The sequence below is a fragment of the Spirillospora sp. NPDC048824 genome, from assembly GCF_043198455.1.
GTDB lineage: Bacteria > Actinomycetota > Actinomycetes > Streptosporangiales > Streptosporangiaceae > Spirillospora.
In genome coordinates this window covers 302340-315813 of the sequence record NZ_JBICUS010000001.1, presented here as the reverse complement: position 1 = coordinate 315813, position 13474 = coordinate 302340, and the positions used below count along the sequence as shown (strand labels likewise).

The 13474-nt window shown below is 71.2% G+C and carries 11 protein-coding genes and 1 tRNA gene; 5 read left to right on the top strand and 7 right to left on the bottom strand.

Going from position 1 to position 13474, the window contains the following annotated elements:
• Positions 1-522 precede the first annotated feature (522 nt).
• Positions 523-867: a C40 family peptidase gene (locus tag ACGFIS_RS01455; protein WP_392907071.1), complete on the top strand. Its 345-nt coding sequence runs from the start codon at positions 523-525 to the stop codon at positions 865-867.
• 146 nt (positions 868-1013) lie between these two features.
• Here ACGFIS_RS01455 and ACGFIS_RS01450 read toward each other — a convergent pair whose 3' ends face one another.
• On the bottom strand, positions 1014-2087 hold the full coding sequence (locus ACGFIS_RS01450) for an alkene reductase (protein ID WP_392907073.1): 1074 nt from the start codon (positions 2085-2087) through the stop codon (positions 1014-1016).
• Positions 2088-2187: 100 nt separating this feature from the next.
• Between ACGFIS_RS01450 and ACGFIS_RS01445 the strand changes: the two genes are divergently transcribed.
• Together ACGFIS_RS01445 and ACGFIS_RS01440 are read left to right on the top strand one after the other, a co-directional pair.
• Positions 2188-5025, top strand: coding sequence for an ATP-binding protein (locus ACGFIS_RS01445; protein ID WP_392907075.1), 2838 nt, complete (start codon positions 2188-2190; stop codon positions 5023-5025).
• Positions 5022-5873, top strand: a complete 852-nt coding sequence (locus ACGFIS_RS01440; RefSeq protein WP_392907077.1) for an ADP-ribosylglycohydrolase family protein — start codon at positions 5022-5024, stop codon at positions 5871-5873. The genes ACGFIS_RS01445 and ACGFIS_RS01440 overlap by 4 nt, the downstream gene beginning before the upstream one ends.
• On the opposite strand, the gene ACGFIS_RS01435 is transcribed toward ACGFIS_RS01440, so the two are convergent.
• Positions 5868-6557 (bottom strand): dienelactone hydrolase family protein, encoded by a 690-nt coding sequence (locus tag ACGFIS_RS01435; protein WP_392907079.1) that lies wholly within the window; start codon positions 6555-6557, stop codon positions 5868-5870. The two genes, ACGFIS_RS01440 and ACGFIS_RS01435, sit on opposite strands and share 6 nt — an antisense overlap.
• 1 nt (position 6558) lies before the next feature.
• A complete protein-coding gene (locus ACGFIS_RS01430) occupies positions 6559-6957 on the bottom strand; it encodes a PaaI family thioesterase (RefSeq protein ID WP_392907082.1) in 399 nt (132 codons plus the stop codon).
• A gap of 25 nt (positions 6958-6982) precedes the next feature.
• Between ACGFIS_RS01430 and ACGFIS_RS01425 the strand changes: the two genes are divergently transcribed.
• Together ACGFIS_RS01425 and ACGFIS_RS01420 are read left to right on the top strand one after the other, a co-directional pair.
• The gene (locus ACGFIS_RS01425; RefSeq protein WP_392907085.1) at positions 6983-8269 is read left to right on the top strand and encodes a cytochrome P450; all 1287 of its coding nucleotides are present in this window, start codon (positions 6983-6985) and stop codon (positions 8267-8269) included.
• Positions 8270-8312: 43 nt separating this feature from the next.
• Positions 8313-8385, top strand: a tRNA-Lys gene (locus ACGFIS_RS01420).
• Between the two features lie 458 nt (positions 8386-8843).
• Here the strand turns inward: ACGFIS_RS01420 and fadD1 are convergent.
• Genes fadD1 through ACGFIS_RS01400 form a run of 4 tightly spaced genes read right to left on the bottom strand, consistent with a single transcriptional unit; the run spans position 8844 to position 13387 of the window.
• On the bottom strand, positions 8844-10484 hold the full coding sequence (gene fadD1 / locus ACGFIS_RS01415) for a fatty-acid--CoA ligase FadD1 (protein ID WP_392907088.1): 1641 nt from the start codon (positions 10482-10484) through the stop codon (positions 8844-8846).
• Complete coding sequence (locus ACGFIS_RS01410; RefSeq protein ID WP_392907091.1) at positions 10477-11415, bottom strand: alpha/beta fold hydrolase; 939 nt, start codon at positions 11413-11415, stop codon at positions 10477-10479. The genes fadD1 and ACGFIS_RS01410 overlap by 8 nt, the downstream gene beginning before the upstream one ends.
• Positions 11412-12041, bottom strand: a complete 630-nt coding sequence (locus ACGFIS_RS01405; protein WP_392907094.1) for a TetR/AcrR family transcriptional regulator — start codon at positions 12039-12041, stop codon at positions 11412-11414. Before ACGFIS_RS01405 ends, ACGFIS_RS01410 begins: the two co-directional genes overlap by 4 nt.
• Positions 12038-13387 carry a flavin-containing monooxygenase gene (locus tag ACGFIS_RS01400; protein ID WP_392907097.1) on the bottom strand — a complete coding sequence of 450 codons (1350 nt, stop codon included), beginning with the start codon at positions 13385-13387 and terminating at the stop codon, positions 12038-12040. Before ACGFIS_RS01400 ends, ACGFIS_RS01405 begins: the two co-directional genes overlap by 4 nt.
• Positions 13388-13474: the final 87 nt, after the last annotated feature.

The following is a 13474-nucleotide window of genomic DNA, read 5'->3' as shown; positions in this document are numbered from 1 at the left end:
CGGTTCATGCGGCTCAGAAGGCCGCCCAGATAACAGAACACGCACTCCGACGAGCGGCAGCGACGTGCCTGGCCACCTGTGCGCGGCGGGCACGCTCCCCCGAGGCCGTCCCCCTGGACCCTTCCCGGAAAGCCGCCGTCGGTCGCCGAATCCGTGCAGTCGAGAGGCACGGAACCGGAAGCGGCCCTGATTCTCCCGCGTCGTGCTTGATGACGTTTTGGATCCGCACGGCCGCAGCATCCCGAACCCATGGTGAACACCCCGTGGATGACGGCTGCCCGGTAGGCATCACCCGCGAGGTCTGGAGTCATTCTGCATACCCCCCGAATCACCCCGAAGACCGGAATCACCACTGGCGGCTTCGCCCTCACCACGGCCGCGGCGCTGGGAGCGTCCCTCCTCACAGCCGCACCTGCGGAGGCGGCGGCGCCATCGCAAAGGCACGCCGCCCTTGCGGCCACGCCGGTCACGAAGGCCTCCACGTCGCGGGCCGCCAAGCAGAAGAAGCGCGCGGCCTACGCCGTGAAGTACGCCTCGAGGCAGATCGGCGACCCGTACCGCTACGGCGGGACGGGCCCCGGCTCATGGGACTGCTCGGGCCTCGCCGGAGGCGCCTGGCGCAAGGCCGGCGTGAAGATGCCCCGCACCAGCCAGCAGATCTACCGCGCCGTCAAGAAGAAGGTCTCCTGGAAGGGAGCCGTCAAGGGCGACCTGCTGTTCTTCTACAGCGGCCGGTCCCACGTGGGCGTCTACGCGGGCCACGGCTACATGATCCACGCGCCCAACTCCCGCTCGCGGGTGAAGAAGATCAAGCTGAACTCCTACTACAAGCGGAACTTCAACGGCGGCGTCCGCCCCGGCCTCTGATCCTCCCCCGCCCCCGGCCCGGCCCCGCCCTGGCCCCCGGTGAGGGGCCGGGCCGGGCCCCGGCCGGGCCGCCGCCCCGGCACCTGGTCCGGCCCTCCTGGCCCCGGGCCATGCCCGGCCCAGCACCCGGGGGCGGCCTGGTGCCACTACGTCAGGGTGGGGTAGTCGGTGTAGCCGCGGTGGTCGCCGCCGTAGAACGTCGCCTTGTCGGCTTCGTTGTAGGGGCCGCCGGCCTTGATGCGGGCGGGCAGGTCCGGGTTGGCCAGCCACATCTCCGCGAACGCGACCGCGTCGGCCACGCCGTCCCGCAGGGCCTCCAGGCCGTACTCGGGCCTGGAGGGGAAGGACTCGGGCGTCGGGTGCGGGTTCAGGATCAGCGCGCCCGGCCACTCGGCGCGGATCCGGCGGGTCGTCGCGCGGTCGCCCAGCTCCATGACGTGCAGATAGGCGAGGCCGTACGGGGCGAGTGCGGCGATCAGCGCCGAGTACAGCTCGGGGGTGTCGCTTTCGCTGACGCCGTTCGCGGTGCCGCCCGGCGACACGCGGAAGCCCACCCGGTCGGCGCCGATCGCGTCGGACACCGCCTGCGCGACCTCGGCGGCGAACCTGACCCGGTTCTCGACCGTCCCGCCGTACGCGTCGGTCCGCGTGTTGCTGCCGTCGGCGAGGAACTGCTGAATCAGGTAGCCGTTCGCGCCGTGCAGTTCCACCCCGTCGAACCCGGCCTCGATCGCGTTGCGCGCCGACGCGGCGAAATCGTCGACGGCCTGCGCGATGTCGGCCGGCGTCATCTCACGAGGCTCGGGGTGGTCGAGCATCCCGTCCGGGGTGAACAACTGCACGCCGGACGCGATCGGCGAAGGCCCGAGCGGCAGCGCGCCGTCCGGGTACAGGACGGGGTGGCCGACGCGGCCCGCGTTCATCAGCTGGGCGAAGATCCGTCCGCCCTCGCCGTGCACGGCGTCGGTCACCGTCCGCCATGCCGCCACCTGGTCGCCGGAGTGCAGCCCGGGCGTGAGGATGTACCCCTGGCCCCGGACGCTCGGCTGCGTGCCCTCGGTGATGATCAGCCCGGCGCCGGCGCGCTGCCGGTAGTACTCGGCCGTCAACTCGGTCACGGTGCCGTTCTCAGTGGCCCGGCTGCGGGTCATCGGCGCCATCACCAGGCGGTTGGGCAGGTCCAGCTTCCCCGCGGACAGTGGCTCGAACAGTTCCTGCATGACGTCCTCCTAGTGCGTTCTCGCTGGTCAAGAACGTACGAGCCGTCCGCTACAAGGCGAATCCGTATGACTTCGGTAGTTCGGCCCGTAGTTTGGACACGTGCTTTACGGGCGGAACGACGAACAGGCGCGAATCTCCTCGCTGCTCTCCGAGGCACGCGCGCACGGCCGCAGCGGCGCGCTCCTCCTGCGCGGGGAGGCCGGCATCGGCAAGTCGGCGCTGCTCGCCGAGGCGGCGGGTCTCCTTCCGGCGGACGCGCCCCCGCATGTCCTGCGGGTCACCGGCATCGAGGCGGAGTCCGCCATCGCGTACGCGGGCCTCAACCAGCTGCTGTGGCCCGTCCGGGACCAGCTGGACGCCCTCCCCTCCCCGCAGGCCGCCGCGCTGCGCTCCGCCCTCGGCGGGCCGGGCACCGCGTCCGCCGAGCCCGGGCGGGACAGCTTCACCACCGGCCTCGCCGTCCTGACCCTGTTCGCCGACCTCGCCGACTCCTCCGGCCTCGCCGGAGAGAACGGCCCGGTCCTGGTCCTGGTCGACGACGCACAGTGGCTCGACACCGCGACGGCCGAGGCGCTGCTGTTCGCGGCACGGCGGCTCGCGGCCGAAGGGGTGGTGATGCTCTTCGCGGCGCGCGACGACGCGTTCACCGGCACCGGACTGCCCGAGCTGCGCGTCGAGAGGCTGGCGCACGGCGACGCCGAACGGCTCCTCGCGGCGCGCGACCTGACGCCCACCCGCCGCGCCAGGGTGATCCGGGAGGCGGCCGGCAACCCCCTCGCCCTGCAGGAACTGGGCGCCGCCGGGACCCGCCTCGTCGACGGTCCCGACCCGCTGCCCGTCGCCGACCGGGTGCTCGCCTCGTTCCGCGCGCAGATCGGCCGCCTCCCGGAGAGAACCCGGCTGATGCTGCTGATCACCGCGGCGGAGGGGCGGGGGCACATGCCGACGCAGCTGAGCGCGGCGCACAGCATGGGCGTGGGCCTCGCCGATCTGGAGGAGGCCGAACGTGCCCGGCTGGTGGCGGTCACCGGCCGCGACATCGTTTTCCGCCACCCGCTGATCAGGGCGGCGTCGTACCACGGCGCGGTCGCCGCGCGGCGCATCGCCGTCCACCAGGCGCTCGCCGACACCGCCGACGACCCGGACTGCCGCGCCCGCCACCGCGCGTCCGCGGCCATGGCGCCGGACGAGGACGTCGCCGCCGAGTTGCAGGACGCGGCGGAGCGGGCTCGCCACCGCGTGGCGTACGCGACGGCCGCGGCGATCTACCGCCAGGCGGCGGACCTGACGCCCGCCCCGGACATGCGCGCCGCGCGGCTCGGCTCCGCCGCCTCCCTGATCCTTCAGGCGGGACGGCTCGACGAGGCCGAGGAACTCGCCGTCCAGGCGGGCAAGATCACCGCCGACCCCGCCGCGCCGGCGCGGCTCGCCCGCGTTCACGCCGCCGTCGAGTACGAGCGCGGTGACCCGCGCGCCGCGGCCCGCATGATGGTCGACCACGCCGCCGGCGCGGCACCCGACGAGCGCGCCGCGATGCTGCGGACCGGTGCCGTGTACGGATGGACGTCCGGTGAGCTGCCCGCCGTGCTGCGAGCCGCCGAGCTACTTCCGGGCGACCGCATGATCCGCGGGCTCGCCCTCCTGGCCGGCGGCGACCACGCTCACGCCCTTCCGCTCCTCACGCGGCTGGTCGCAGAGATCCGCGGCGGCCGGGTTCACCGCGACGGCACCGGCCACCACGGCGCAGACGACTCAGGTGTCCCGGGCGCGGGCGACTCCGGCCCCGGTCGCGGTGGTCCCCTCCAGGGTGCCGGGGCCGCCGTACGCGACACCGGAAGTGTCGCCCTCGACGCAGCGAACCGCCTCCCCGATGCGGGGGATCTGGTGCGCGGCGCGCAGCTCGCGCTGATCATCGGTGCGGACGAGGCCGCGCTGGAACTGGCGGCCGCCGAGGTCGCGCATTCCCGGCGGCACGGACTGATCGGCGCGCTTCCGAACATCCTCCAGACACTGGCCCAGGCGCAGATCGCGGCCGGTCGGCACGCGGACGCCGAGGCCACCGTCGCCGAGGCGATCGCGCTGGCCCGCGACACCGGCCGGCCCCACCGGGTGGGCCGGCTCGGCGCCGTCCTGTCGCGCGTCGCGGCGATCGAGGGCGACGAGACCCGGCTGCGCGAGCTGATCGCCCCACTCGTCAAAGCCGGGCCCCCGGCGCGCGGCGGCCTCGCCGACGGCGCCCTCGCGCTGCTCGACCTCGGCCTCGGCCGCTACGACGACGCGCTGCGCCGCCTCGACGAGATCGCCCACGGCCCCCGTCGCCACAGCACGGGCAGCATGGTCTCCGCCGCCGACCACGTCGAGGCGGCCGTGCGTTCCGGGCAGCCCGAACTCGCTTACGCGCCCTTCGAGCGGTTCCGCGCCTGGGCCGAGGCGGGAAAGCAGACGTGGGCCCTCGCCGTGGCCCTGCACTGCGAAGCCCTGCTGGGCGACAGCGAGGAACCGTACGCACGGGCCGTCCAGCTGCACGAGCGGTCGACGCGGCCGTTCGAGCGGGCCCGCACAGAACTCCTCTACGGCGAGTGGCTGCGGCGGGCACGCCGCCGTTCCGACGCACGGGTCCTTCTTCGTTCCGCAGTGGAGATCTTCGAGCGCCTCCATGCGACCCCCTGGCTGGACCGCGCGCGCGCCGAACTGCGGGCCACCGGCGAAACGGGCCCTTCCGTGCCCACGGCCCCGGATCTCCTCGACCGGCTCACTCCGCAGGAGCTTCAGGTCGTCCGCATGGCAGCCGAGGGAACGAGCAGCCGCGAGATAGCCGCGCAACTCTTCCTCAGCCCGCGAACGGTCGAGTACCACCTCTACAAGGCGTACCCGAAGCTCGGCATCTCGTCCCGCAGGGAACTGTCCCGCCTCACCTTGGAACCCGCCACCACATGACCACCCGCGCCCGCGCATACGCCTCACTCCAGGGCCTCGCCTTGGGGGACGCCCTGGGCTCCCAGTTCTTCGTGCCCGCCAACCGTTCCGCCTTCGAGGCGCAGACACTTCCCCCTGGGCCTTGGCAATGGACGGACGACACCGAGATGGCCGCGTCCATCTACCTCGTCCTGTCCCGGCACGGCACCATCGACCAGGATGCTCTGGCCGCGAGCTTCGCCGAACGGCACGACTTCGACCGCGGCTACGGCCCCTCCACGGGACGTCTTCTGCGGCTCGTCCGCGAAGGAGGCGACTGGCGCACTCTCGCCAGGGAACCGTTCGACGGCGCAGGCTCATGGGGAAACGGCGCCGCGATGCGCGTCGCGCCCATCGGCGCCTGGTTCGCGGACGACCCTGCCGAAGCAGCCGGCCAAGCCATGCTCTCCGCCGAGGTAACGCACCCCCACCCCGAGGCAGTAGCGGGCGCGATCGCCGTGGCCGTCGCCGCAGCCCTCGCACCCACCGAACCACCGCCGGGCAGGTTCATCGACGAGATCCTCCGTCATGTCCCCTCCGGCACCGTCCGCACGGGTATCACCGAGGCCCGCCACCTTCTGACCGTCAGTGACCCGTCGACCGCGTCCGCCGTCCTCGGCAACGGGCGTCAGGTCGCCGCGCACGACACCGTCCCGTTCGCCCTCTGGGCCGCCGCACGGCACCTGCGCGACTACGAACGGGCGTTCTGGACGACGGCCGCCGCCGGCGGGGACATCGACACCACCTGCGCCATCGTCGGCGGCATCCTCGGAAACGCCCCCGCCGCCTGGCTGCCCGACTGCGAACCGCTGCCGTCCTGGGCGCTATGAAAGGGTTCGGGCGAGGAAGTCCACGGTGAGCCGCCACGCCCGCTCTGCGGGCTCCGGCTGGTGGAACATCGGCGCCTTCCGGTTGTGGAACGCGTGCCCGCCGTCCTCCTGGACGTGGATCTCCATGCCGTCCCGTCCGTCCACCGCACGCTCCACCTTGGCGACGTCCTCCCGGGGGATGTACGGGTCACTCCCGCCGAAGTGGAACTGCACCGGCCCCCGGATGGCGTCGATCTGCTCCAGAGCACCCGGAACGCCCGACCCGTAGAACGACACCAGGGCATCGACCTCGGCCTTGGCGGCCAGCAGGTACGCGACGGTCCCACCGAAGCAGAACCCCAGGACACCGGCCTTGCCGACCCCCGGCAGCCCCTTCAGAACCGCCAGCGCCGCCGCCGCGTCCTCAATGCCCTTCTCCCAGTCGAACCGGGACACCATCGACATCCCCGCCGGGACAGCCTCCTCGTCGTGCACGACCGCCCAGTCCGGCTCGATCCGCCAGAACATGTCGGGCGCCGCCACGACATACCCGAGCGCCACCAGATCCTCGGCGACCGCCTCCATGTACTCGCCCACCCCGAAGATCTCCTGGACGAGCAGGATCCCCGGCCCCCCGCCCTCCGGAGCCCACACGTGCAGGTTGAACTCACCGTCCGGGACAACGACCTTCTCAACGCGCGTCATATCACCCGATGATCGCGTAAACGGCGCTCGCATGCGCGACGGTCTTCGAATCCGCCGTCATGTCGATCTCCGCGAACGCCAACGTCCGCCCCAGCTTCGTCACCTCGACCCCCACCAGCACATCACGTCCCACCACCGGCCGCTGAAAGGACGTACTGAGCTGCACCGTCGTCATGGGGACGAAACCGCCCTTCGCCCCCGACACGGCGATCACCACCGCCGTGTCGGCTGCCGCCATCAACGCCTGCCCGGACAACGCCCCACCCTCCCGGGCCAGCCGATCGGACCACGGCAGCCGCAACACCGCCGTGCCGTCACCCACCTCCTCGACGACCAGCCCCAGATCGAGCACCCAGGGCGCAAAGTTGTCACGCAGGATCTCCTCAGGCTTCACCGTCACACCCGACATGATGCACGCTGAGGGCATGCACGAGGAGATCTTCCTGCCGTCGACCTACACGACCGGCGTCCCGTACGAGACCTTCCGGAAGCTGCGCGCCGAATCCCCGGTCACCTGGGTCCCCGAACCCGCCATCGGCCCCTGGCCCGCCGGCCCCGGCTACTGGGCGGTCTTCCGGCACGCCGACGTCAAACACGTCCTGCGCTCCCCCGACCTGTTCTCCTCGAATCTCGGCGCCACCCAGATCCGCGACCCCGACACGCCCGAAGATCTCGCGTTCGTCCGCGCCATGATGCTCAACCAGGACCCGCCCGACCACTCCCGCCTGCGCCGCATCGTCGCCGCCGCGTTCACCCCCCGCGCCGTCCGCGCCCTGGAAGAGACGATCAACGCCCGAGCCCACACCCTCATCACCTCGGCCCTCAACGAGGAAACCGACTTCGTCGAACTGGCGGCCGACCTCCCCGTCTGGACACTGGCGCACATCATGGGCGTCCCCGACTCCGACCGCCGCCTCCTCTACGACTGGGCGTCCCGCGTCATCGGCTACCAGGACGACGAATACGCCGGCATCTCCACCGCCGACGCCGCCTCAACGAGCCCCATGGCCCGAGAAGCCATGAAGTACCGCCCCGCCACCTCCACCCATCCCGACGGCCGCCCCATCAACCCCCGCTCCTACACGGCCCTGGCCGACATGTTCGCCTACGCGCACGCCTTGGCCGCCGAGAAGCGCGCCAACCCGTCCGGCGACATCATGTCCCGCATGCTCCAAGGCGGCCTCACCACCCAAGAGTTCGAGAACATGTTCTTCCTCTTCGCCGTCGCGGGAAACGAAACCCTCCGCAACGGCATCCCCGGCGGCCTCCTCACCCTCCTCGACCACCCGTCCGAACTGGCCCGCCTCCGCGCCGACCCGTCCCTCCTCCCGTCCGCCGTCGAGGAGATGCTCCGCTACTGGCCCCCGGTCATGGACTTCCGCCGCACCGCCACAACGTCCCTGCAACTCGCCGGCCACGACATCGACACCGGCGACAAGGTCGTCGTCTACCACGCCTCAGCCAACCGCGACGAAACCGTCTTCCCCTCCCCCGACCGCTTCGACATCACCCGCACCCCCAACGACCACGTCAGCTTCGGCTTCGGCCCCCACTTCTGCCTGGGCGCCCACCTCGCCCGCACCCAGATGCGCGCCGTCTTCCGCGAGCTCCTCCCCCACCGCATCACCCGCACCGGCGCCCCCGTCCGCCTGGCCTCCAACTTCCAGAACGGCCTGAAGCATCTCCCCATCCATCTGAACTCCACCCCGTAACCACGTCGCAAACCCCCCAGCGATCTCGGTACCCTTGCACGACGGGTCGCTAGCTCAATTGGCAGAGCTCCGGACTTTTAATCCGTAGGCTGTGGGTTCGAGTCCCACGCGACCCACCCATCCTGACCAGGGCAAACACGAGAATGCCCGGCTTGCCCACCGCCTGATGTGTCCCAGTTCGTCCCCGTGGCAGCTCGGTGGCGGCTCGGCGGCACGATCCGGGCTCCGCGTCCACCCTGGCAGTGCCTCGAAACCGGGCACTCTCCGCCCGCCCAAGCCGGTCATGTCGCCCACAGCACCGCCGGTCAGAGCCGCCAGAGCAGTCAGCACCGCACTTCCACGGGCGTGAATCCGCAGGCTCGCATGACGGCGCGGGCGGCACCATCGAGCACTCCCCGAGGCGGTCCTGAAGAGCAGTCGCGATCAAGAACGTGAACACTGGCGATGGCACACCTCCGGCCCTGCGGGTGCCGAAGATGTCATCCATGCAGGTGAGGGCCCATGCGGCTGGTGGTCAAGCCACCGGGTGCTGTGACACTGGTTGATCAGCTACGAACGGCCGTGCGGGAGGTAGTCACCGCGGCATGATGGTCGGCTGTGTTGTTGCGATTGGCCTATCTGACGGTGACGAACACCTTCTCGGTCGGCGATAGACGAGGTCCCGCTCGCTCCGCGTGAATAGCGTGTCCGTGGTCTCGGTGCCCTGAGCCCGGAGCTCGCGCTTGAGAACCTTGTTCGTCGCCGTACTCGGCAGGTCGGTTGCGATCCGGACGAACTTCGGCCATGCCTTCGGCGACAGGTCCGGCTGGGCAGTCAGGAACTCCTGGAGATCGACGGGCGTGAGGGTCGCGCCGTCGCGCAGCACCAGCGCGCACATGAGCTGGTCGCCCGGGGCGTCGGCGTCCGGTATGCCGTACACCGCGGCCTGGCTGACCGCGTCGTTGCGCAGCAGCACCCGCTCGATCGGCGCCGCCGCGAGGTTCTCGCCGTCGACGCGCAGCCAGTCGTCGGTGCGACCCGCCAGATACACGAAGCCTGCTTCGTCCCGGTAGGCGAGATCGCCGGACCAGTACATTCCCCCGTCGAGCCGCTCGGAGGTCGCCTGTTCGTCGTTGTAGTAGCCGGCGAAGAACCCGGCCCCGGTGGTGTTGACCAGCTCGCCGACCGCCTCGTCCAGGTTGGTCACCCGGCCCAGGTCGTCGAAGACGGCGCGCGGGCACTCGGTGCGGGTGTCGCGGTCGTAGACGGCGACGCCGTCGAACGGCTGCCCGATCGAGCCGGCCGGCGTGTCGTCGGTGCGGGTGATGATGACCGCGGTCTCGGTGGAGCCGAAGCCGTCCCACACGGTGCAGTCGAAGCGACGGGCGAACTCCTCGATGTCGCGGTCGCTCGCCTCGTTGCCGAACGCGACACGTAGTGGGTTGTCCCGGTCGTCGGGCTGTTCCGGCGTCGCGAGCAGGTAGGCGAGCGGCTTGCCGACGTAGTTGAGGTAGGTCGCACCATAGTGGCGCAGGTCGCTGAGGAACCGGCTTGCGCTGAACTGGGCCGGCGCCAGAGCGGCACCGGCGTGGGCGTGCACGGCGTATCCGGCGAGGATGGCGTTGCTGTGGAACATGGGCATCGACGAATAGACGATGTCCTCGGTCGTCAGGTCGAACTTGTCGGCGAGCGTCGCCCCCGACATCACCGCCATGAAGTTGGCGACCCGCACGGCCTTCGGCTCCCCGCTGGTGCCGGAGGTGAAGATCAGCATGAAGGTGTCCATCGCGTCGACCGCCGGGAACCCGGCGGTTCCACGCGGTGCGTCGGCCACCCGCCTGAGCCAGTCGGCGTCGTCGGTGTCGACCACCGTCGCGCCACCGAGGTCGAGCCCGCCGAGCAGGGCCAGGTGCCGATGATCGGTCAGCAGGATCTGGCAGTCGGCCCGGCGTACGTCGGCCGCGAGACCCTCGCCGCGCCGGGTGGTGTTGATGCCGACGGTCACGTGCCCGCCGAGCGCACCCGCCGCGATCGCCATCGCCATCTCGGGGCTGTTCTGCATCAGCACGCCGACGTGGACCGGCCGGCCTGGGTCGGCCATCGCGTGCAGCACGTGCGCACGGGCGGCGCTCTCGCCGAGGTAGTCGCGCCAGCTCCGCACCTGGTCGCCGTACTTCAGGCCGGGCGTGTCCCGCTCGGCATGCTGGAGGAGGAGGGCCTGGACGGTGTCAGACACGGGACGGCTCCGATGCGGTCGCGGTGGGCGAGGTGGCGGCGGAGGGAACAGTCAGGTGGCGGCTCAGGAACGCCACGACGTGGCGGGTGGCGGCCTCGTGGAAGGGCTTGCCGGCGAAGAGGTCGAAGTGGTCGCCGGGGTAGTGCCGCACCTCGGCGCGACCGGCGAAGGCCGCCTTCGCCGCGGCGTACGGCGGCGCGCTCCTGTCGAAGTCGCAGATCTGCACCAGCCACGGGACCCGCAGCGACTTCGCGTCCTTGGCGGGCGTCCGGCCGCCGAGCTCCAGCACGACGTCGGCGGCGATCTCGTTGCGCCAGGTCGGGCCCGCGAGCACGAGGTAGTCCTCGTAGGCGCCGGGCAGGGTCAGCGCGCCGAGCTCCCCGGGACGAGCCACGACCGGGATCATCGTCGGCGCGCGGCCGGCCTTGCGTCGTACGGCCGAAGCGATGCCGCGGCCGGTGGAGGCGAGCAGCCGGGCCGGGCGGTGGTGCTTCGTGGCGAGCCGCGCGGCGGCGAGCCCGTCGATGAGCGGCACCGCGGAGACGACCGCCGCGACGTCGTCACGCGCGGCGGCGACGGAGACGACGTGGCCGCCCGCGAGTGAGATGCCCCAGAGCACGACCCGTTCGGCGTCGACGCCCGGAAGGCGCTTCGCTGCCTCGACGGCGGCGTGCCAGTCGGCGACCTGGTCGGCGACGGACACGCACTGGCGCGGACCACCGTCGCCGGCGTCGCTCGCGCCGAAGCCGCGGTAGTCGAAGGTGACGGCGTGGAAGCCCGCAGCCGCGAACGCCTCGGCGAACGGCTGGAGGCCGGAGTCCTGGGTGCCGGCGAGGCCGTGGCCGAGCACCACGACGGGCGCACCGTCCGCGCCGGCGTGGTGCGTGGCGGCACAGCGCACACCGGCCGAGGTGAAGTCGAAGGTGGTCATGCGATGCCTCCGTAGATGCTGGTCACCCAGATGTGCGTGAGCGCGTCGACGTGTTGCTCGCGCGGCGGTTCACCGCCGAGCGCATGGCGCTCGAGGGCGTGGTCGTTCAGGTCGAGGAGTACGGCGGCTAGGCCCGCCGCGTCCGGACCGTCGGTCGCGTGGCCGGCGGCCCGCTCCCGCTCGATCATCTCCGCGACCATGCCCGCGAACTCGGCGCGGCCCGCGTCCCAGCCCTCCCGGACCTGCGGGTTCGCGGCCCTTGCTTCGAGCAGGGCGCGGTAGGTGTGCGGCGAGGCGTCGACGGAGTCGAAGAGCGAGCCGAGGACCTGCCGGATCCGCTCACCGGGATCACCCTCCGCCTTGACCAGCAGGTCGGTCGCGTCCGACGCGGCGTCGTACAGGCCGGTCATCAGGGCGAGCACCGCGGCGGCCTTGCTCTCGAAGTAGAAGTAGAACGCCGAGCGGGTGACGCCGGCACGCCGCGAGATCTCCGCGACGTTGACCTGGTCGAGGGTCTGCTCGCGCAGCAGGTCGTCGAGTGCCTGGAGCAGGGCCGAGCGGCGCTGGTCGCCGCGGTTGGCACTGCGGCGGTCGACCAGCCGCGCCCAGGTGCGCTCCTCGCTCACCCGCGCGCCTCCACGGGCCGCCGCGCCCGCTGCCGCCCAGCTCGCTCCAGCCCCGCGGGGATCTCCCGGGTGCGCAGGTCGTGCTCGTAGAGGAAGTAGTCGAGCTGCTGGGTGTGCCGCGGCCGCTGCACCATGTGGGCGGTGTACTTCTGCTGGTCCTCGTCGATCACCCGCTCCATCTCGGCGACCGGCGGCGGCGCGTAGCGGCCGACGAGCCAGGCCGCGACCAGCCGGGTCTGGCACTCGACGAACGGGAACAGTGTCGGCGTCGCCTGGGCGAACCCGATGAACGCGAGGTCGTCCATGCCCGGCTTGAGAATCCGCTTGTAGAGGCGGATGTGGTTCTCGGGTGCGCTGATGAAGTCGGGGTCGAAGAACGGGAAGGTGATGTTGTAGCCGGTGGCGTGGATGACGACGTCGAAGTCCTCGGCCGTGCCGTCGGCGAAGTGCACGGTAGGACCGTCCCAGCGCTCGATGTCGCCCTTGGCCCGCAGGTCGCCGGAGCCGAGCCGCAGCGGCAACTCGACCGACTGCGTCGGGTGCGCCTCGAAGAACTTGTGGTTGGGCTCGGGCAGGCCGTAGTCGGTCGGGCGGCCGGCGGTCAGCGGCTGCATCACCTGCATGAACTTGCGCTGCCACGCGAACGGGATGTGCGGGGAGGTCTTGTAGTACTTGTCGGCCGGCGTTCCGGCGAAGTACTTCGGCACGATCCACGCACTGGACCGCGTCGAGATGACGACCTCGTTGTCGAGTGTCCTGCTGGAGAGTTCGACCGCGATGTCGGCGGCGCTGTTGCCCAGCCCGATGATCAGGATCCGCTTACCTGTCAGGTCGTACGGCGTCCGCGGGTCGATGTAGGCGTGCGAGTGCATCGTCAGGCCGGTGAACTCTCCCGGCTTGTCGGCGAAGCGCGGATCCCAGTGGTGGCCGTTGGCCACCAGGAGCACGTCGAAGCGACGTACGCCGGTGCGCTCGGTCTCCAGCAGCCAGCCGCCGTCGGGGTGCCGCTCGGCGTGCACGACGCCGTTCTCGAACTCGATCCGGCGCCGGATGTCGAACGCGTCGGCGTAGCCGTCGAGGTAGTCCTTGATCTGGGTGTGGTGCGGGAAGTCGGGATACTCCTCGGGCATCGGAAAGTCTTTGAAGGACAGCTGGTACTTCGAGGTGTCGATGTGCAGCGAGCGGTAGGCGCTGCTGTGCCCGTTGGGGTTGCCGAAGGCCCAGTTGCCGCCGACGCGGTCCGAGGACTCGAACGTGGCGTACTCCAGCCCGTAGTCCTCCAGCATCTTGCTCATCGTCAGCCCACTGATGCCGGCACCGATCACGGCGACCGTCGGACCACTCATCGGCTACTCCTCGGCATCTGCTTGACAACCTGGCGTGATGCACGTCACGTTAAGACCGCAATTGACACGTGTCAACAGATACCGACG

What these genes read in the sequence shown, in the direction of transcription:
- ACGFIS_RS01425 (WP_392907085.1), top strand. Translation starts at nt 6,983, where the DNA reads ATGCACGAGGAGATCTTCCTGCCGTCGACCTACACGACCGGCGTCCCG.
- ACGFIS_RS01435 (WP_392907079.1), bottom strand. Translation starts at nt 6,557, where the DNA reads ATGACGCGCGTTGAGAAGGTCGTTGTCCCGGACGGTGAGTTCAACCTG.
- ACGFIS_RS01440 (WP_392907077.1), top strand. Translation starts at nt 5,022, where the DNA reads ATGACCACCCGCGCCCGCGCATACGCCTCACTCCAGGGCCTCGCCTTG.
- ACGFIS_RS01400 (WP_392907097.1), bottom strand. Translation starts at nt 13,387, where the DNA reads ATGAGTGGTCCGACGGTCGCCGTGATCGGTGCCGGCATCAGTGGGCTG.
- ACGFIS_RS01410 (WP_392907091.1), bottom strand. Translation starts at nt 11,415, where the DNA reads ATGACCACCTTCGACTTCACCTCGGCCGGTGTGCGCTGTGCCGCCACG.
- ACGFIS_RS01450 (WP_392907073.1), bottom strand. Translation starts at nt 2,087, where the DNA reads ATGCAGGAACTGTTCGAGCCACTGTCCGCGGGGAAGCTGGACCTGCCC.